Annotated in this window: 14 protein-coding genes and 1 pseudogene; 8 read left to right on the top strand and 7 right to left on the bottom strand. The window is 36.7% G+C overall.

Annotated elements, in window-relative coordinates; translation table 11 throughout:
- The first annotated feature begins 176 nt into the window (after window positions 1-176).
- From HEQ36_RS15205 to HEQ36_RS15195, 3 genes are all read left to right on the top strand, one after another.
- Window positions 177-584: a GFA family protein gene (locus HEQ36_RS15205; RefSeq protein WP_168634749.1), complete on the top strand. Its 408-nt coding sequence runs from the start codon at window positions 177-179 to the stop codon at window positions 582-584.
- A gap of 212 nt (window positions 585-796) precedes the next feature.
- A complete protein-coding gene (locus HEQ36_RS15200) occupies window positions 797-1198 on the top strand; it encodes a CAAD domain-containing protein (protein ID WP_233455356.1) in 402 nt (133 codons plus the stop codon).
- Window positions 1199-1568: 370 nt separating this feature from the next.
- Window positions 1569-1943 carry a hypothetical protein gene (locus HEQ36_RS15195; RefSeq protein WP_053540524.1) on the top strand — a complete coding sequence of 125 codons (375 nt, stop codon included), beginning with the start codon at window positions 1569-1571 and terminating at the stop codon, window positions 1941-1943.
- Here HEQ36_RS15195 and HEQ36_RS15190 read toward each other — a convergent pair.
- Window positions 1940-2368: pseudogene (locus HEQ36_RS15190) on the bottom strand (Uma2 family endonuclease); the annotation flags it as partial. The gene HEQ36_RS15195 and the pseudogene HEQ36_RS15190 overlap by 4 nt on opposite strands.
- Window positions 2369-2562: 194 nt before the next feature.
- Between HEQ36_RS15190 and hemC the strand changes: the two are divergent.
- The 4 genes from hemC to HEQ36_RS15170 all read left to right on the top strand — a co-directional run bounded on the left by hemC (window position 2563) and on the right by HEQ36_RS15170 (window position 6605).
- A complete protein-coding gene (gene hemC / locus HEQ36_RS15185; RefSeq protein WP_053540525.1) occupies window positions 2563-3531 on the top strand; it encodes a hydroxymethylbilane synthase in 969 nt (322 codons plus the stop codon).
- A gap of 68 nt (window positions 3532-3599) precedes the next feature.
- The gene (locus HEQ36_RS15180) at window positions 3600-3707 is read left to right on the top strand and encodes a hypothetical protein (RefSeq protein ID WP_290707996.1); all 108 of its coding nucleotides are present in this window, start codon (window positions 3600-3602) and stop codon (window positions 3705-3707) included.
- Complete coding sequence (gene glgA / locus HEQ36_RS15175) at window positions 3704-5173, top strand: glycogen synthase GlgA (protein WP_053541366.1); 1470 nt, start codon at window positions 3704-3706, stop codon at window positions 5171-5173. The genes HEQ36_RS15180 and glgA overlap by 4 nt, the downstream gene beginning before the upstream one ends.
- A 910-nt stretch (window positions 5174-6083) precedes the next feature.
- On the top strand, window positions 6084-6605 hold the full coding sequence (locus HEQ36_RS15170) for an SMI1/KNR4 family protein (RefSeq protein WP_233455355.1): 522 nt from the start codon (window positions 6084-6086) through the stop codon (window positions 6603-6605).
- An 80-nt stretch (window positions 6606-6685) separates the two neighbouring features.
- Here HEQ36_RS15170 and HEQ36_RS15165 read toward each other — a convergent pair whose 3' ends face one another.
- Window positions 6686-7804 carry a GTP-binding protein gene (locus tag HEQ36_RS15165; RefSeq protein WP_027404496.1) on the bottom strand — a complete coding sequence of 373 codons (1119 nt, stop codon included), beginning with the start codon at window positions 7802-7804 and terminating at the stop codon, window positions 6686-6688.
- A gap of 553 nt (window positions 7805-8357) precedes the next feature.
- On the opposite strand from HEQ36_RS15165, the gene cysS reads away from it, so the two are divergent.
- Entirely contained in the window at window positions 8358-9821 is a 1464-nt protein-coding gene (cysS, locus tag HEQ36_RS15160; RefSeq protein WP_168634748.1) for a cysteine--tRNA ligase, read from the top strand.
- Window positions 9822-9973: 152 nt separating this feature from the next.
- Here the strand turns inward: cysS and HEQ36_RS15155 are convergent, their stop codons facing one another.
- The 5 genes from HEQ36_RS15155 to glcD form a co-directional block, all read right to left on the bottom strand.
- Entirely contained in the window at window positions 9974-10564 is a 591-nt protein-coding gene (locus HEQ36_RS15155; protein WP_168634747.1) for a hypothetical protein, read from the bottom strand.
- A complete protein-coding gene (locus HEQ36_RS15150; RefSeq protein ID WP_168634746.1) occupies window positions 10564-11805 on the bottom strand; it encodes a glycoside hydrolase family 10 protein in 1242 nt (413 codons plus the stop codon). Before HEQ36_RS15150 ends, HEQ36_RS15155 begins: the two co-directional genes overlap by 1 nt.
- Window positions 11806-12063: 258 nt before the next feature.
- Window positions 12064-12435 (bottom strand): response regulator, encoded by a 372-nt coding sequence (locus HEQ36_RS15145; RefSeq protein WP_168634745.1) that lies wholly within the window; start codon window positions 12433-12435, stop codon window positions 12064-12066.
- A gap of 105 nt (window positions 12436-12540) precedes the next feature.
- Entirely contained in the window at window positions 12541-16176 is a 3636-nt protein-coding gene (locus HEQ36_RS15140) for a GAF domain-containing protein (protein ID WP_168634744.1), read from the bottom strand.
- A gap of 586 nt (window positions 16177-16762) precedes the next feature.
- Window positions 16763-18232: a glycolate oxidase subunit GlcD gene (gene glcD / locus HEQ36_RS15135; RefSeq protein WP_168634743.1), complete on the bottom strand. Its 1470-nt coding sequence runs from the start codon at window positions 18230-18232 to the stop codon at window positions 16763-16765.
- Between the last annotated feature and the right edge of the window lie 88 nt (window positions 18233-18320).

Raw genomic sequence — 18320 nt, 5'->3', positions numbered from 1 at the left:
AGGCTCTGCCTCTAATATCATTGAAGGCAGAGCCTTCTAGAATTCATTCCCAGTCAGAGACTGGGAACGAGATGAAAATTAGTTCCCTCCCCAAAGCATCGGGGAGCGTTAGGGAGGGGTAAAAAATATTTGATACATCAACCTCACAATTCGCGTTAATCAACTGGAGAAACTTAATGTTAAGTAAAGATCAATCTGTTACTTATGAAGGTGGTTGTCACTGTGGTGCGGTGCGGTTTCGGGTAGTAGTTAATAATCACAAAGTTGATGATTGTAATTGTTCAATTTGTTCCAAAAAAGGATTTTTACATTTGATTGTTAACCAAAACCAGTTTACTTTGCTACAAGGGGAAGATGTTTTAAAAACTTACATATTTAATACAGGAGTCGCACAACATAAGTTTTGCGGAGTTTGTGGAATTCATTCCTTTTATATTCCCCGTAGTCACCCTGATTGTATTGATGTTAATGTGCGGTGTTTAGATGGAAATGTGCTGAGAAATTTTGAAATTTTACCTTTTGATGGTGCAAATTGGGAGGAAAATATTCATAAATTAAAGGCAGGTGATAGCAATTTTATGTGAAGCTGCACAAAATCATAATCATCCGTATTCATCCGCGTTTATCTGCGTTTATCTGCGGTTAATTATTCTTAACATCTTATTCTAGCCAGCTTCATCTTAATTTAGTATCAAATAAATTTGTTTTTTAATAATTGGAATTTAGCCTCTAACCTGCTATATTTTAATCACGTTAATTCATTTTTCAAAAATGTTGTAATTCCTAAAGGATAACTATGATGGAAACTCAAGCACAGCAACCAGAACAGGGAAATTATTCTCCACCACAAAGTTTACCAGAATTACCTGCTGCTAAGGAATCTGCATCTCAATGGCAACAAATTATTAGAAAAATTGTTGAATTTTTAAACCGACTGCCAGATGATTTAGGCAGTTTTTTTAACAACAATAAACAGGGTTTAATCACTGTAGCCTTAATTTTATCAGCTTTTGTCACAGTTAAGGTAGCGATCGCATTACTAGATGCTGTTAATGATTTACCGTTGCTACAACCGATTTTAGAGTTGATTGGCTTGTTTTATTCTATCTGGTTTAGTTTCCGTTATCTCCTCAAATATGAGACTCGGCAAGAATTAGCTCAGAAATTTAACGCCTTCAAACAACAATCTCTAGGATAAAGATTTTTGGTATTGCTGAATTGAGGTATGAAAATCAAAAATTCCCTTTCTGAAACTCTTAATCTTTGCGCCTTTGCGCCTTTGCGTGAGACTAATTCATACTTTCATTCACCAACGCCAGATTTTTTTTGGGGATATTAAAATGTAGGTTAGCTATAGACTAGCCTACATTTTTATTTTGGATTTGACTATGTAAAATCTATCTATAGATAGATAATTTTTATCAAAATATTTTTGGCAATTATTCCCAAAGACAGTAGGTTTATTTGTTAGAAAATTCTAATCTGGTTTGTGTAATGCTGAAAAAAGGCTGATTGTGTCAGTAACCCAGCCCTAAAGACGCTGATTTTCCCACTTACCGCGAGGTTTTATGAATGAAAAGATTAGCGCAGATACCTATGATCGGGGCATAATCCCCGCAGAAACAGCAGCACGAATGAAAAGAGAGGGAGCAAGTTATAAACACCTGCCAACTGAAGAGGATCTTGCCAGTGTGTCTACTGATGACCAAACCAATGTTTACAGTATTCGGACAACGGACGGTTATACTGTGGACAAAGAAGGGTTGTTGAATAATTATCCAGTTGAACCGGAAATGTATTATGAAGTTCCTGGTGATGCGCGGGAGGTAGCAGAACAAGAAAAAGCCGAACGGATACAGGAATTGCGAGAAGTAAATGAAGATAAAACAGGTCTATTAACAGAGAATTTTGATAAGCGAGGTAGAGGACCAGGAATAATCTAATTTACCATTTCTTTGATTTTCTCCCGAAAGGCTATGGCGGCATCTAGAGGTTCATCTGCTACTACGTATTGCGCCGAAATTGACAAATCTAAGTTTGGCAATAATTCACTTTTTTTAACCAATTCATAATTTTCACCGCGCAGATGATAAACGGCAAATTGATTGTTTTGAAAAAACCAAACTTCCGTTACACCTAATCTTTTGTAAACTTCTAATTTATCAATTCCCCCACTGGTGACTACAACTTCAATGGCAAAATCAGGAACTTCTTTTTCTATGCCTAGACAGTAGGATTCATCTGGTTCTACTCCTCCTCTTTTCGCTTGTTTACGGAAGGTTGTAGAACCAAGGGGAAAATAGCGAATGCGTTTTTCTTGAAAGTAAATTTCCAGCAAAGATCCAATAATCGTTTTACGAATTTCATTATATTTTAATTTCCATAATTTCCAGATCCCCGACTTCTTTGAGAAGTCGGGGATCTATTTCAAGAATTGTAAATAAATGTAAAGTTACTGGCACAGAAAATCTTCACAGAATTATCCCGATTTAATCCAGTAAGTCACTCCCTGCGGTAGTCTAGATAAATGTTAATTTATCGCCTGGTTTGACAAATAGTTTTATGACTTCAGTTTCTAGTTCTGCACGCACTATTCGTATTGGTTCACGTAAAAGCCAACTAGCTTTAGTTCAAACATACTGGGTACAAGCGGAACTCCAGAAAAGCTTTCCCGATATTACTTTTGAAGTCCATACCATGTCTACCCAAGGGGACAAAATCCTGGATGTAGCCTTGGCTAAAATTGGCGATAAAGGACTATTTACTAAGGAACTGGAATTGGGCATGATCAATAAAGATATTGATTTTGCTGTGCATTCTCTCAAGGATCTACCGACTAATTTACCAGAAGGGTTGACCCTAGCAGCAATTACAGAACGGGAAAACCCCGCAGATGCGGTGGTGCTGCATAAAAAGTATCAAGGCGAAAAACTGGAGACTTTACCAGCGGGTGCGGTAATTGGGACTTCTTCTTTGCGAAGATTGGCACAGTTACGCCATAAGTTTCCTCATTTTACGTTTAAGGATGTGCGGGGAAATTTGATCACACGCATGGATAAATTGGATGCTGGTGAGTATGATGCTTTAATTTTAGCGGTTGCTGGTTTAGAAAGATTGGAAATGAGCGATCGCATCCATCAAATTCTTACCCCCGAAATCTCCCTCCATGCTGTTGGACAAGGTGCTTTAGGGATAGAATGCCGTGCAGATGACACTGAGGTAATTGGCTTACTGAAAGCTATTGAACACCAGCAAACACGCGATCGCTGTCTAGCAGAAAGATCATTTCTACGAGTTTTAGAAGGCGGTTGTCAAGTTCCCATTGGTGTAAATACAGAAATTAATGGTGATCAATTAACATTAAAAGGTCTGGTTGCCAGTGTTGATGGTCAACAAATAGTTAAAGATACCGTCACCGGTGCGGCTGCTGATGCTGAAAAATTAGGCGCACAACTAGCTGGCATTCTCAGAGAAAAAGGCGCTACAGAAATCCTAGAAAAAATCTTTACCGAGATTCAACGAGGATCATAAGGTGATAGGTGATAGGTGACAGGTGACAGGTGACAGGTGACAGGTGACAGCCAAGAGAAGAGAGTTTAATTACCAATTACCAATTACCAATTACCAATTACCAATCACCAATTACCAATTACCAATTACCAATTACCAATTACCAATTACCAATTACCAATTACCAATTACCATGAAAATTTTATTTGTAGCGGCAGAAGCTGCTCCCATTGCCAAAGTTGGCGGCATGGGGGATGTTGTCGGCGCATTACCCAAAGTTTTGAGAGCAATGGGTCATGATGTGCGGATTTTTATGCCTTACTATGGCTTTGTTCCTGACAAAATGACAGTTCCCAAAGAACCCATTTGGAAAGGTTCAGCCATGTTCCAGGAGTTTGCGGTTTACGAAGGTGTACTGCCCGGTACTGATGTTCCTCTGTATTTATTTGAACATCCAGCTTTTCTGCCTCGGCGGGTTTATGGTGGAGAAGATGAAGATTGGAGATTTACCTTATTTTCCAATGGTGCGGCGGAATTTTGCTGGAATTACTGGAAACCGGAAATTGTCCATTGTCATGATTGGCACACAGGAATGTTACCAGTTTGGTTGAATCAATCTCCAGATATTACTACTGTATTCACCATTCACAACCTCGCTTATCAGGGTCCTTGGCGGTGGTATTTAGAGAAAATTACCTGGTGTCCCTGGTATATGCAAGGACACAATACAATGGCAGCCGCTGTCCAGTTTGCCAATAAAGTAAATACAGTGTCTCCCACCTATGCCGAACAAATCAAAACACCTGCCTATGGTGAACAAATAGAAGGGTTATTATCTTTTGTTAGTGGCAAATTATCAGGGATAATCAACGGCATAGATACCGATATTTATGATCCAGCCAATGATAAATACATTGCTCAACCCTTTACCATAGATACTTTAGATAAACGCAAAGCTAACAAAATAGCCCTGCAAGAAGAAGTAGGTTTAGAAGTTAATTCTAATGTCTTTTTAATCGGCATGGTGACAAGGTTGGTAGAACAGAAAGGGATGGATTTAGTATTACAAATCCTTGACCGCTTCATGGCTTATACAGATGCTCAGTTTGTCCTTTTGGGAACAGGCGATCGCTATTATGAAACCCAAATGTGGCAACTCGCATCCCGTTATCCTGGACGCATGGCTACCTATCTCCTGTATAATGATGCCCTTTCCCGTCGCATTTACGCAGGTACAGATGCCTTTTTAATGCCTAGCCGATTTGAACCCTGCGGCATCAGCCAAATGATGGCTTTGCGTTACGGTTCTGTTCCCATTGTCCGTCGTACAGGGGGATTAGTTGATACCGTCAGCCACTTTGATCCAGTCAATGAAGTGGGTACAGGTTATTGCTTTGACCGCTATGAACCTCTGGACTTATTCACCTGCATGATTCGCGCTTGGGAAGGTTTCCGTTTCAAACCCCAATGGCAAGAATTACAAAAACGGGGGATGAGTGCAAACTTCAGTTGGTATCAATCCGCTAAAGAGTACGATAAGCTTTATCGTTCTATCTATGGTTTACCAGAACCCGAAGCAATCCTAGAAGTAACGCCAGAACCAACACTAGAACTAAAACCAACACTAGAACTAAAACCAAAATCAAAATCAAAATTAGTTTAAGAGGATGTTTGAAAAGTATCAGAATTAATCGAGATCCCCCCAACCCCCCTTACAAAGGGGGGCTAAATTCCTCAAAGTCCCCCTTTTTAAGGGGGATTTAGGGGCATCTGCGGGTGTCAGATCCTACACGAAAAAGTTTTCAAACAACCTCTAAGGTGTTGTAGTAAGTTGGAATTTTAGACAATATTAATGGGGTATTTATTTGAAATGCCCCTTTTTAATCCACGATAGTATAAAATTAAAAAAAGATGGATTGGTTAGAGCGCGTCGCAGAAATTCGCAAAATTTGTAACGTGCCAGCACCAGCCCGAAATGTTGCTATTGCTAGAGTAAGTAATTGAACAAAAATATTTACAGTCATTGCGAGCGAAGCGAAGCAATCACAACCCTTGCGATTGCTTCATTTCACTTCGTTCCATATGGCTAACGCCACGCAACGCTTACGCAATGACATTGTGTAATTAGTTCTGTCTCACTACTTATTAGAGGCAATCGCCGAAAAATATTTGACACTCCCCGGTCTAAAAACGCGGGGATTCTATAGAGAGTTTCAGTCTATATCTCTCAGTTATCCCAGCTTCAGGCACTGCCTTAAATATTTGGGTTCTTGCCCTGATCCTGTTTGCCATTACTGGCAGAATCATCTCTGCTTGCGGTGAGCGAAGCCGAACTGACAAGCGTAACTTTCCGAGAGTCCCCCGGTAGGTTTTTAATGTCTTTGCTGACAATTTAATTGTCTCACGAATATGGATTAAAATTTGAAATAATTTCAAATTTTTAAATTAATGTCAATGCAGGATAAAGGAAAGCCTCTAGCCTTCATCCCTTGTCTAAAGCACAGATGTAGCTGACTTAGGAAGCTACATCTTCAAGGGTTTTCGGCATTTCCCTTATAAAGGAGTCGGTAGAAATGTCAATTTGCAATTTACCCGCACGACTTAATCTTATTTTTAATGACAATCCTCTTTCCCCCTGTTCGGATTTAGAAATAATTCAACTTGAACGACAACGAGGTATTAAGCTGCCCAGCACTTACAAAGACTTTCTAAAAATGATGGGGCATGGGGCAGGTAAGTTTTTACGTGGTTCAGATTGCTTTTATCAGCATTTGCCACAAATTCAAGAATGGGCTAAACAACTTTTAGTAGAAAATGATTTTCCTCAAGCTTTACCAGAGGATGCTTTTGTATTTTTCATGCACCAGGGATATCAGTTCAGCTTTTTCAGACTTTCAGAAGGTGATAACCCACCAACTTACTCATATTGCGAAGGACAAGAACAGCCTGATTTTGTCAAAAGTCATGATCAGTTTAGTGACTTTTTATCTGTTGAAATCAATCTTTATTTACAGTCCTTAATGCTTATAGAAGGCTCTGCCTTCAATAATATTAGAGGCAGAGCCTCATCAACTGCATTCCTAGTCAGAGACTAGGAACGAGATGTGGTAGGGATTTGAGCTTAAGTTGACACCAATGGTTGGGGGTCTAGATATGATCAGAAAACAACTAATTACTACTTGCCAAATCCCTTACCTCTAGTTACCGAAGGAAGACAAATACAGTTTTCTAACTGCTGGAGTAAGGTTTCGGTATCTAGATTTTGACCAATTAACACTAATTGATTTTTCTTTTCACCTTTCCATTGATCATCATCAATAGTAAAGCGTTTACCGCAAAGATGGAAAATATGCCGTTGCGGACTTTCATCAAACCACATAATCCCCTTAGCACGGAAGACATTTGTGGATAATTGGTTATCTAGAAAATGTTGAAACTTTTTAATTGAAAAAGGTTTATCACTTTGGAAAGAAATAGAGAGAAAACCATCATTTTCTAAATGGTCAGAATGGTGATGATGTTCATGATCATGGTGGTCATGTCCACAGGTAGAATGATCATGATCGTCGTGATTTTCGTGTCCACAATCAGCATGATCATGGTGATCATGATCATGATGTTCTTCTGCGTGGTTATCAAAATATTTATCAGATTCAAACAACCCGACACTCAGAATCAAAGGAAGGGGAACTTGGGATTTTGTTGTGCGAATAATTCTGGAACCTTCTTTGATATTGTTAATTTTTTTCTCTAAATCCTGTAAAGTTGGTTCATCAACCAAATCAGTTTTATTGAGAATAATCACATCACCATAAGTAATTTGACTCAAAGCAGCTTCAGAATTGAATAAATCTAAGCTATAATTTGCTGCATCAACTACAGTAATAATAGAATCTAACCGAGTTAAATCTCGTAATTCTGAACCTAGAAATGTCATAGCCACAGGTAAAGGATCTGCTAAACCTGTTGTTTCTACAACTAGATAATCTAGCTTTTCTTCTCTTTCTAAAACTTTGTAAACAGCATCAACTAAGTCATTATTAATGGTGCAACAAATACAGCCATTACTTAATTCAACCATATTTTCGTCAGTGGAAATAACCAATTCATTATCAATACCAATTTCGCCAAATTCATTCACTAAAACCGCAGTTTTTACACCTTGCTGATTTGTGAGAATATGGTTGAGTAAAGTGGTCTTACCGCTACCAAGAAAACCTGTAATAATGGTAACTGGTAAACCTTGCTTGGCAACTTCCATTGCGTGAGATTCGGAATTAACTGTTGTTGGCATAGTCATGAAGGGGATTTTGGTGTATTCTAAATTTTATCTTGGTTTTGTCCACTCGGCATTAGAGTAACGCTAAATTAAGATGAAGCTGCGTAGAATAATATTTCCAGAATCATTGACCGCAGATAAGGGACTTCCAAATAAAAAAATACTCAACCACCTAACGCAAAAATCTCTCAAACCCTTATTCCTCTGTGTCCTCTGCGCCTCTGTGGTTCGTTAATCAGGATAATTTATTTCTTGGAAGTCCCTAAACGCAGATAAACGCAGATAAAGCCGGATGAATTAATGGATTCTATGATTCTGTGCAGTCTCATATAAAATTGGTATTACCTCCAAGTGTTGTAGGGTGCGTCAGATATTAATAATCTGTTTATTTACAAGATTTATGCAGTCTGACGCACCCTACTACCGCAAGGCGGAAGTCCTGAACAAGATCACGAAGTTTTACTAATAAGAATTATAGCCAATTATTAGCCACTAAAATTTTCATTTACGCCATTGTCATCAACTTGGGTTATTATTGTTTATCGTCCGATTTCCGCATTACTCTATTATGACCCTATCTATTTACAATACTCTTACCCGTCGTCAAGAACAATTTACCACCGTCGAACCTGGAAAGGTTAAGATGTATTACTGCGGTGTGACGGTTTATGATTACTGCCATTTGGGTCATGCTAGAGCTTGTATTGTTTGGGATGTAGTGCGTCGTTACCTTCAGTTTATTGGTTATGATGTGCGTTATATCCAAAATTTTACTGATATTGATGATAAAATTCTTAAACGCGCACGAGAAGAAGATTCTTCGATGGAAGTTGTTGCAGAACGCTATATTCAAGCTTATTTTGAGGATATGTCCCGGTTGGGAATTAAAGAGGCTGATGAATATCCCCGCGCGACACATACAATGAATGGGATTCAAAGATTAATTCACGATTTAGAACACAAGGGTTTTGCGTATCCGTCTGCTGGTGATGTGTATTATGCTGTCCAAAGTTTTGCTGAATATGGCAAACTTTCGGGACGCAAATTGGAGGATATGCAAGCTGGTGCAAGTGAACGGGTAAATGTCGAAGATGCAGAATATCAAAAGAAGCGATACCCCTTTGATTTTGCCCTGTGGAAGGCTGCAAAACCCGGTGAACCTGCGTGGGAGTCTCCCTGGGGAAAAGGTCGTCCAGGATGGCATATTGAATGCTCGGCGATGGTGCGCGATCGCCTGGGTGATACTATAGATATTCATGCTGGTGGTGCTGACTTAATTTTCCCTCACCATGAAAACGAAATTGCTCAATCAGAAGCCGTTACTGGAAAACCTTTAGCTAATTATTGGTTACACAATGGCATGGTGAAGGTAGATGGGGAAAAAATGTCCAAATCCTTGGGTAATTTTATCACCATTCGTCAATTATTAGATCGGGGTGTAGACCCAATGGCGGTAAGATTATTTGTGATGATGGCACAATATCGCAAACCTATAGATTTTACCGATGATGCTATATTAGCCGCCACAAATGGCTGGCATACCATCAAGGAAGGATTACTCTTCGGTTATCAACATGGTAAAAAATTAGAGTGGGATGAATCTAACCTCATCCAAAATCCAAAATCCAAAATCCAAAATTCTGAGATTGAGAAATTCAAAGAAGCTGTTGATGATGATTTTAATTTCCCCGGTGGATTAGCAGTAATTTTTGAATTAGCAAAAGAATTAATTCGGGAAGGAAATATTATTGTTCATCAAGGCAAAACAGAAACTTCCGCCCATGAATTACTGGAAAAATGGCAAACTTTAATTACATTAGCAGATGTTCTGGGTTTAACTGCTAAACCAGAAACAGAAACACCTGTACAGGATGGATTAAGTGATGTGGAAATTGAGGAACTAATTCAACAAAGACAAGCAGCAAGAAAAGCCAAAAACTTTGCTGAATCTGATAGAATTCGTGATCAATTATTCACAAAAGGCATTACCTTAATAGATAGCAAAGAAGGTACACGCTGGCACAAAGGATAAATCAAGAATTAGGAACTAAAAATAAGATGCGGCTTGTCCTGCCTTTGTAGAGACGTTCCATGGAACGTCTCTACAAGGGTTTCAAACGACGCACATTTAATTCTCGGAGATGTGTAATGGTCATGTTAGTTAGGCCACCCTATCAGCAAACCCTATGATAAATCTTTAATTATTTTCACCGCAGAGATTCCTGTTAATATTGCCACCAATAACCAGGTAATAGCTAATCCCACTACTTCCCCTAAAAATAAATTAGTAATTCTGTGCAAAAATAAGCCGATAGTTGAACCAATAGGCATAGCTATCATCCAACTTATAATATTGACAAATATCCATTTCCATGATGAAGGAAATGATGGGGGAATAGCTAAACACCATTGTGATATACCAATTAATAAACCACCAATACCACCAACAATAATGCCTAAAAAAATTCGCGTAGGTAGAAACGCAGAAATAGTCACAGTCCAGCCCAAAACACCAACACCTATTACTGCAATAATTATCCAAGAAAAAAGAGTAGATAGTACCCATTTTCCAGGAGAAATAGATTGTCTGAGAAGATAACTTTGGGGGATAGAAATTGTTAAACTCCCTATAGCAGCTTCTAAAACACTCATATCTGGTTTTTCACTGACTTCAATCATTAATAAACTCAATAAAAACCCCAGGAAAGTAGCAAAAACCCATTTAAAGGTAAAATTTAAAATTATATAATTAGATTTAACAGATGATAATTGCATTATATTTTCTTCAATCTTAATGGTCTAACAGCTTGAGTATCAAACATCTGGAGAAACGCCTGACGACGTTGATAAGGCGATTCGGGAGTAATATAACCCCATAAACTTTCCCAATAGAAAAAAGAGAAACCAGCAAGTTTTTGCTTGCGGACTATTTTTATTTGTTCCTTAACTTGATCAATCTCTACAGGCTTTAATAAATTTCCGGTTGAGATACCAATAGCTACAGGAATTTTCTTCATAGCCGATTTTATTGATGGTTTGGACATTTCTGTGATGAAAGAGGTTTTTTCACTTCTGTATACCTGTAAAATCAACTCATCTATTAGATCTTGTTTTACCCAATTTTCCCAATCTTGTAAATAGTATTTATAAGCAAAATATTGTGAGTTTGGAGAAAGAGATATTTTAGCATAGGGTTTAATTGCTTTTACAGATTTAGAAATACTGTCTATAAATGCAGTAATTTTATTAGCCCTCCAGCGCATCCATTCTGAATCAAAAGGATTACTTGGTGGTTTTTTTCCTCGATGTTCTTTTTGATAAAGATTTGCCGTAAAAGCATCATAACCAAGCTGTACAGGCATTCCAAAATGATCATCAATTTGAATACCATCTACATTATAATTTTTGACAACTTCTAAAATTAACCCGCGAATAAAGTTCTGAACTTGAGGATGTAGAGGATTTAGCCAAGCTTGTTTATAAACCCCATTAATCATATCTTCTCGTAAGTTTTCAGATATGGATTCTACACCCTTTTGTCCAATAGTTAACCAGTCTGGATGTAGTTTAGCTAATGCAGAATCAGGAGGAGTCATTAACCCATATTCAAACCAAGGAATTATTGTCAAATCTTTACTTTTAGCTAATTTAACTACCTTGGCTAAAAAATCATTTTTACCATGAATAAAATTCAGCAAAGGTTGACTATCTGAACCTGTGATTTTTTTGGCTAAAGGACTTTTATAAAAAGTGTAACCTCGATTCCAAACTACGGGATAAATGGTATTGAAATTAAGTGCAGCTAATTGATTTATTGCCCTTTCAATACCCCAAGGGATATAAAAGACACCACTGGCAACATTAGTCAGCCAAACACCACGAATTTCTGTAGTTATAGGTAAAGAATTTGAATTTTGAGTATAATCAGGATTTGCAAAAATGGGAAATATTGTTAAACTGATGACAAATCCCAAACATAAAAAATATCCAAAAACTTGCTGAAATACAGAATTCATTTGTTAAATAAATCGAGATTGCTAATATCCATATAACTACAAAATCTAATTTTATTATGGGGATTAGATAAAGATATGGATATTTTTTAATAAAACAGTAAAAAAGACACAATATTTATGTGCCTTTAAGAATTATAAGTGATATGTGAAGAATTTTAAAGATTTTTTTAAGATGGTAAAACTGCTTCTCTTCCTCCATTGAGGATATTTGCAGCCTTGGATCTGAATTCTGGTGTGAGTAATGCCATAGAACATATTTCATTGCAACATCTCTGTGATTTGTTCTACCAGTGTAAAGGGTTCAAATGGTTTGCTAATTATCCCTTTAACTCCTAAACTGCGATATAGTTCTAAATCTGAATTTTGGACTTTAGCAGTCATAAAAATTACTGGTATTGCTTGGGTCTTAGGTTCACTTTGCAATAAACCAAATAAAGTTATCCCATTCATTTCTGGCATCATTACATCTAAAAGGATGACATCCGGTTTTTGTGTTTGTGCTAAACTTAAACCTTTTTTCGCACTATTAGCTATCAATACTTGCCATGATCCAAATTCTTCCAGACAAGTGGAAATAAGAAATCCCACATCATCATTATCATCTATTACTAAAATATGTTTTTCTGTCATTTTTTTATTGAACTCCAAAATAAATTATGATTAATCAATTTAAAGGTTGTTTGAAAAGCCTAAATTTATCCTTCATTGTTATCTTTTTTGCCTGTCACTTGTCAACTACTTAGGGATAGAAAAATAAAAAGTGCTACCTTCTCCTACAACACTTTCTACCCAAATTTTGCCCCCATGCTGTTTAATAATAGTATCACAAATAGCTAAACCTAAACCTGTTCCTCCTTTTTCACGGGAGTCACTAGCATCTACTTGTTGAAACTTACCAAAAATTGTTTCTATTTTATCGCTAGGAATACCCCTCCCTTGATCTTGAATTTTAAATAAATGGCTATCTGGCGTTTCTTCCACAGTGATTTTGATGGTAGTGTGAGGGGGAGAAAATTTAAAGGCATTACTGATTAAGTTAACAAGAGTTTGCAAAATTCTGTCTTCATCTATCCACAATTGCACAGAATTACCTAATATTTGTAAGGAAATATTCTCTTCTTTGGCTAATGTTTGGATAGAGTCTACAGCCTGGTGTATTAATGTCATCGCATCGCAGGATTTTTTATTCAAGACAAATTTGTTAGTTTCTAGTCGTTCTAAATCAAGAATGTCATTTAATAACCTTGTTAAACGTTCGGCATTACTAGCAGCAATATCTAATATTCTCTGCATTTTTTCTGGGTTATTTCTGATGCCACTAGTAGTTAGTAATCCTAAAGAACTACGAATAGATGTTAATGGAGTTCGTAATTCATGACTAACTATGGAAATGAACTCACTTTTCATTTTTTCCATTAATCGATTATCTGTAATATCTTCGATAGTGCCGACATATCCCACAAATTCATTAAGATCAGAAAACATGGGAACAGCAATTAGCCGACAAATCCGAACAGTTTTATCTTCATGGACAAAACGTATTTCTGTAGCGAGTTGCTGATGTGTTGATACTCCCTCATTCCACTGAGGTGAAAATACTTCTAAATCATCAAAGTGAATAAAATTGATCCAGCTTTCTCCTAATGATTGTTCTAGGGTAAAACCACAAATTTTCTGACAGCTAGGATTGTTATAGATCATTCTTCCTTGGGTATCTGTTTTAAAAATACCTACAGGTGCAAATTCATTGAGAGAACGAAATAAGTTTTCACTACGTCGCAAAGCTGTTTCAATTTTTTGACGTTCTTGTAGTTCTTGTTCTAATTGTTGGTATAGTTCTGATTGTTGAATGGCAATGCCTACTTGTGTTGCTAATTTTTGCAGGAAATCAATTTCCCAAGGTTGCCACTGTCTTGATGTCCTACATTGATTGGCAATTAATAGCCCCCATAATTTTTGTCCCTGCATAATAGGAACTGACAATTTGGCTTTGATTTGAAATTGCGCTAGTAAATCACGATCACATTCAGATAGATCGGCTGTATAAATATCTGCTATGGCTAGAAAGCCTCCTTGTGTGTATCTCCTGACGGTATTTTCCATCAAGTAAGTATTTTTAACGCCAGCATTTAACGCAGGAGTCCAAGCATCATCAACAGATTCCACCACTACATATCCACTGTAGTCTCTGTAGTCTGACTGAAAACGATAAATAAATACTCGGTCTGCTTGCATAAATTCCCGAACTTCATTTACAGCAGTGTTGAGGATTTGATCCAGATGCAAACTTTGACGAATACGTAAGGTGATCGCCATCACCAGTCTTTCCTGTTCTATTTGCCGTTGTAATGCTGCTTGAGAATTTTCTAGGTCAACAGTTCGGTTTTTAACTCTGTTTTCTAACTCTAAATTTAGTTCTTGGAGTTGAATTTCGGCAAGTTTGCGATCGCTAATTTCTACCAGAGTCCCTAAAAATCGCACAGCTTGACCTGCATCATTAAAGAAAAATTTCCCTCTACTTTCCAGCCAATGAATACTACCATCAGGGCAAAGCATCCGAAATTCTTGATAATAATCATGCTGCTCAACTAAAGCCTTATGGATAGCTAAATCTACAGATTCTCGATCTCGTGGATCAATGAGGGTTTTAAAAGCATCATAAGTATCTATAAAATGCTGTTCTAATAGCACACCCAATTGATCATGACCAATAGACCAAACTATAAGATTTTTCAGTAAATCCCAATCCCATACTCCCATTTGTGCGGCTTTTAAAGCCAGCATTAATTGCTGATTAATTTTGGCAATTTTCTCAGATTGCTGCAAAAGTAACCCCACAATTATATTTCTCAATTCTTTAGCTATGGCAATTTCGCATTGCTGCCAAGGTAACGATTTTAATTTTACTATTTCTTGCCATAAATCAAAGGATTTATGGGGAGATAGCCGCACATCACCACTGGCAGTTATTTTTACTGGTTTATTAGGATCACCTGCCCAATTAACAGTTTGAATTAATTCAGGACGAAACCAGAAAATATACTGTTTATATTTTTGAGAAATCATTACTGCTAACAAACCGCTACCGACATTTTTAAACTTTTCTGCTTGTGGATAAATTTTAGATAAACAATCTGTTTCATAAATATAATTATCTACACCTTGATTAAACATAAGATTTTCTAAAAAATTACGGATCTTCTTAACTTCCTCCAATACAGGAGTTTTGCCAATCATTGTGATATGTTCGGCATCACAAACGGCTACTCCTTCAGCAGCTACCAATTCTAAAAGTTTACTTCTATTTTGAATTAAAGTTTCTATGTAATGATCATTTTTAGTAAAATCATTCAAAAAATTAGATAAAACTTCTTTCAAAATAAGTTTGTAGTCTAAATATTCATTTTCTTCTTTGGCAGAGATTTCTAAAGACATCACCCTACCGATTAATTCGCAAGCAGTTCGCAATTTATAGCTGATATATTTAGGCGATAAATAATTATGACAGGCAATTAAACCCCATAATTTTTGTTCTCGAATTAATGAAATTGACATAGAAGCAGTCACACCCATATTTTTGAGATATTCAATGTGTATGGGAGAAACACTTCTTAAAACACTGTGACTAAGATCCAAAGGTTGATTATTGCCTAAATTATTCAGAGATATTAGTTCTACAGATTGATAATTCACATCAGGAATTAACCGCAAAGGATTAAGAGTATATAATACTCTAGCTTGTTTAGGAACATCCGAAGCTGGACAATGTAAGCCCAGAAAAGGACTTAAACTTTCTAATTTATCTTCTGCTATCACATGACCTGCACCTTCACGATCAAATTTATAGATCATTACTCTGTCAAAACCTGTCAGATTACGAATTTCTGTCACCATAATTTGCCACATTTCATCCAAATACACTAATTTTTGCATTTTGCAAATAATCGGTTGTACTAATTGGTAAAAACTCAAAAAATCATCTTTATTGTTTGCAGTAACAGCTTCTAATTCCAGAATTATGAATCCATTTGATTTATGAATAATGGCATCAAAATTTTGCTTTCTTGTTTTGGTATGAATACATAAATCCAACGGGTTAAGTTTTTCAGATATTTCTGCTAAAGATTTTTTTATTAATTGAATTTGCCTGTTATTGAATAATACTTTGAGGTTTTTACCTAAAATATCTTGAGGAGGAATACCAAGTAAATCAATAGTATTTTGACTAATTTGAATAATGTTTAATTTAGGTTCTTCTAAAACTATGAGAACACCATGCGGCTGAATTAAACTAGGAATATGTATAGGTTCTTTGTCGCAGTTATTTAAATCTATTGGTGTATTTACTGGTAGAAAATTGATTTCGCTCATATATAACTCCCATAGTAAACACCAAATATTAAAAAGGTAAACCAAATCATGAGAAATAAATTCAAGAAAAGCCCTACTGAATCAAAATCTGAATCAGATAATTGACTAAATTTACTATTGCAATATTTACATTTTTTATAATAAAAAATTTCTAATAATTAACCTATAATACTATCTAACTAAAGATAGATAAAATTACTTTTAACCTCTATCTTTAGTCATATAAAACTATCTGAATTGTCTAACTAAGGGTACTTCTAAGCAATAAATTAAAAAAACCAACCACAGAGGCACAGAGAACACAGAGAGAGGATAAATATTAGGTTGTTTGGATTAGCGTTGCGAAGCAATGGAACGAAACCCAACATTTAACCCAACATTTATTTTTTACAAAAGAAGGGAACAGGGAACTCTTAACTGGGAGCAAATAAGAAACACTCATTTGCACCAGTTTAGAGCTTCAGTCAAAAAAAGGATGTTTTTAAAAGATGCGTAGCACGAAAAAAACAGTGTCATTATTTCAATCTCATGTTTTTAAACATGAGTTTTTCCTGTTCCCTGTTGCCCGTTCCCTGTTCCCTCTGAATTAGAATCTTTCTACATCTGGGAATTGTTGAATAGATGCTTTAGCTGCTTCTCCACAAGTGCGAGGTGTGGGAAAAATCTTGCCAGGATTTGCTAAACCTTGGGGATTAAATACCTGTCTTACCCATTGCATAGTCTCTAAATCAGCTTCGCTAAACATATCTGGCATATAGCATTTCTTATCAGCACCAATACCATGTTCACCGGAAATACTACCACCTACTCTTACGCATAGCCGGAGAATCTCTCCCCCTAATTCTTCGACTTTTTCTAATTCTCCATGTACAGAATTATCAAATAAAATTAATGGATGTAAATTCCCATCTCCAGCATGAAAAACATTAGCAATAGGATAACCATATTCATGACTTAATCTCTCAATTTCTTGGAGGACATAAGGTAATTGAGTCCGAGGAATTACCCCATCTTGTACATAATAATCAGGGCTAATATGTCCCGCAGCCGCAAAAGCAGCTTTTCTGCCTTTCCATAATTTTAATCTAGTTTCTGGGTCACTAGCACTAGTAACATTTCGCGCCCCATTCTTTTTGCAAATTTCTGTAACTCGCTGTTTATTTGCAGAAACTTCTACTTCTAAACCATCAATTTCTACTAATAAAATAGCTGTGGCATCACGGGGATAACAATTAGTAGCAACAACATCTTCTACAGCATTAATACTAATATTATCCATCATTTCCATGCCACCGGGAATAATCCCCGCGCTGATAATATCAGAAACAGTGGCAGCCGCGGCATCTACACTGGTAAAATCTGCGAGTAATACACAAATTGATTCGGCACTTTTGAGAATTTTTAAAGTGATTTCTGTGGCAATTCCTAATGTTCCTTCTGAACCGACAAATACACCTGTTAAATCATAACCCGGCATTTCAGAAATTTGTCCACCAACATCAACTATTTCACCGTCAGGAAGCACAAGTTTTAAACCTAAAACATGATTCGTTGTCACACCATATTTTAAACAATGGACTCCCCCAGAATTTTCGGCAATATTGCCACCAATGGAACAAATAATTTGACTAGAAGGGTCAGGTGCAAAATAAAAACCAGCGCCGCTAACTGCCTGTGTCACCCAACTATTAATTACTCCTGGTTGCACGATAGCCCGTTGATTTTCTAAGTCAATGCTGAGGATTTGTCGCATTAAAGAAGTGATAATCAAAACGGAATTTTCTGTTGGTAAAGCACCACCAGATAAACCTGTTCCTGAACCTCTGGCGATAAAAGGAACGGAGTATTGATTGCAAATTTTGACAATTTCTGATACTTGTTCTGTGGTTCGGGGTAATACTGCAACTGGGGGACGTTGTTTGTAGCTGGTTAAACCGTCACATTCATAGGTGAGAAGTTCTTCTTTGCGTTGAACTACGCCTTTTTCACCAACTACAGCGACAAATTTTTTGATAATAGGTTTCCAGTTGATTTGTTTTTTATCTTGGGTAAGCATGGATTTTTATTTTGGATTTGTTTCACGCAGAGGCGCAGAGTCGCAGAGAGTAAGAGTTTATAATCTTTGATTTTTTAATTTCACTCTG

Source organism: Anabaena sp. 54 (assembly GCF_017355725.1).
Taxonomy (GTDB): Bacteria; Cyanobacteriota; Cyanobacteriia; order Cyanobacteriales; family Nostocaceae; genus Dolichospermum; species Dolichospermum heterosporum.
Note: the sequence above shows the minus strand (reverse complement) of the source record. Positions and strands in the feature narration are given on the sequence as shown.

What these genes read in the sequence shown, in the direction of transcription:
- HEQ36_RS15205 (WP_168634749.1), top strand. Translation starts at nt 177, where the DNA reads ATGTTAAGTAAAGATCAATCTGTTACTTATGAAGGTGGTTGTCACTGT.
- HEQ36_RS15200 (WP_233455356.1), top strand. Translation starts at nt 797, where the DNA reads ATGATGGAAACTCAAGCACAGCAACCAGAACAGGGAAATTATTCTCCA.
- HEQ36_RS15195 (WP_053540524.1), top strand. Translation starts at nt 1,569, where the DNA reads ATGAATGAAAAGATTAGCGCAGATACCTATGATCGGGGCATAATCCCC.
- hemC (WP_053540525.1), top strand. Translation starts at nt 2,563, where the DNA reads ATGACTTCAGTTTCTAGTTCTGCACGCACTATTCGTATTGGTTCACGT.
- glgA (WP_053541366.1), top strand. Translation starts at nt 3,704, where the DNA reads ATGAAAATTTTATTTGTAGCGGCAGAAGCTGCTCCCATTGCCAAAGTT.
- HEQ36_RS15170 (WP_233455355.1), top strand. Translation starts at nt 6,084, where the DNA reads ATGTCAATTTGCAATTTACCCGCACGACTTAATCTTATTTTTAATGAC.
- HEQ36_RS15165 (WP_027404496.1), bottom strand. Translation starts at nt 7,804, where the DNA reads ATGCCAACAACAGTTAATTCCGAATCTCACGCAATGGAAGTTGCCAAG.
- cysS (WP_168634748.1), top strand. Translation starts at nt 8,358, where the DNA reads ATGACCCTATCTATTTACAATACTCTTACCCGTCGTCAAGAACAATTT.
- HEQ36_RS15155 (WP_168634747.1), bottom strand. Translation starts at nt 10,564, where the DNA reads ATGCAATTATCATCTGTTAAATCTAATTATATAATTTTAAATTTTACC.
- HEQ36_RS15150 (WP_168634746.1), bottom strand. Translation starts at nt 11,805, where the DNA reads ATGAATTCTGTATTTCAGCAAGTTTTTGGATATTTTTTATGTTTGGGA.
- HEQ36_RS15145 (WP_168634745.1), bottom strand. Translation starts at nt 12,435, where the DNA reads ATGACAGAAAAACATATTTTAGTAATAGATGATAATGATGATGTGGGA.
- HEQ36_RS15140 (WP_168634744.1), bottom strand. Translation starts at nt 16,176, where the DNA reads ATGAGCGAAATCAATTTTCTACCAGTAAATACACCAATAGATTTAAAT.
- glcD (WP_168634743.1), bottom strand. Translation starts at nt 18,232, where the DNA reads ATGCTTACCCAAGATAAAAAACAAATCAACTGGAAACCTATTATCAAA.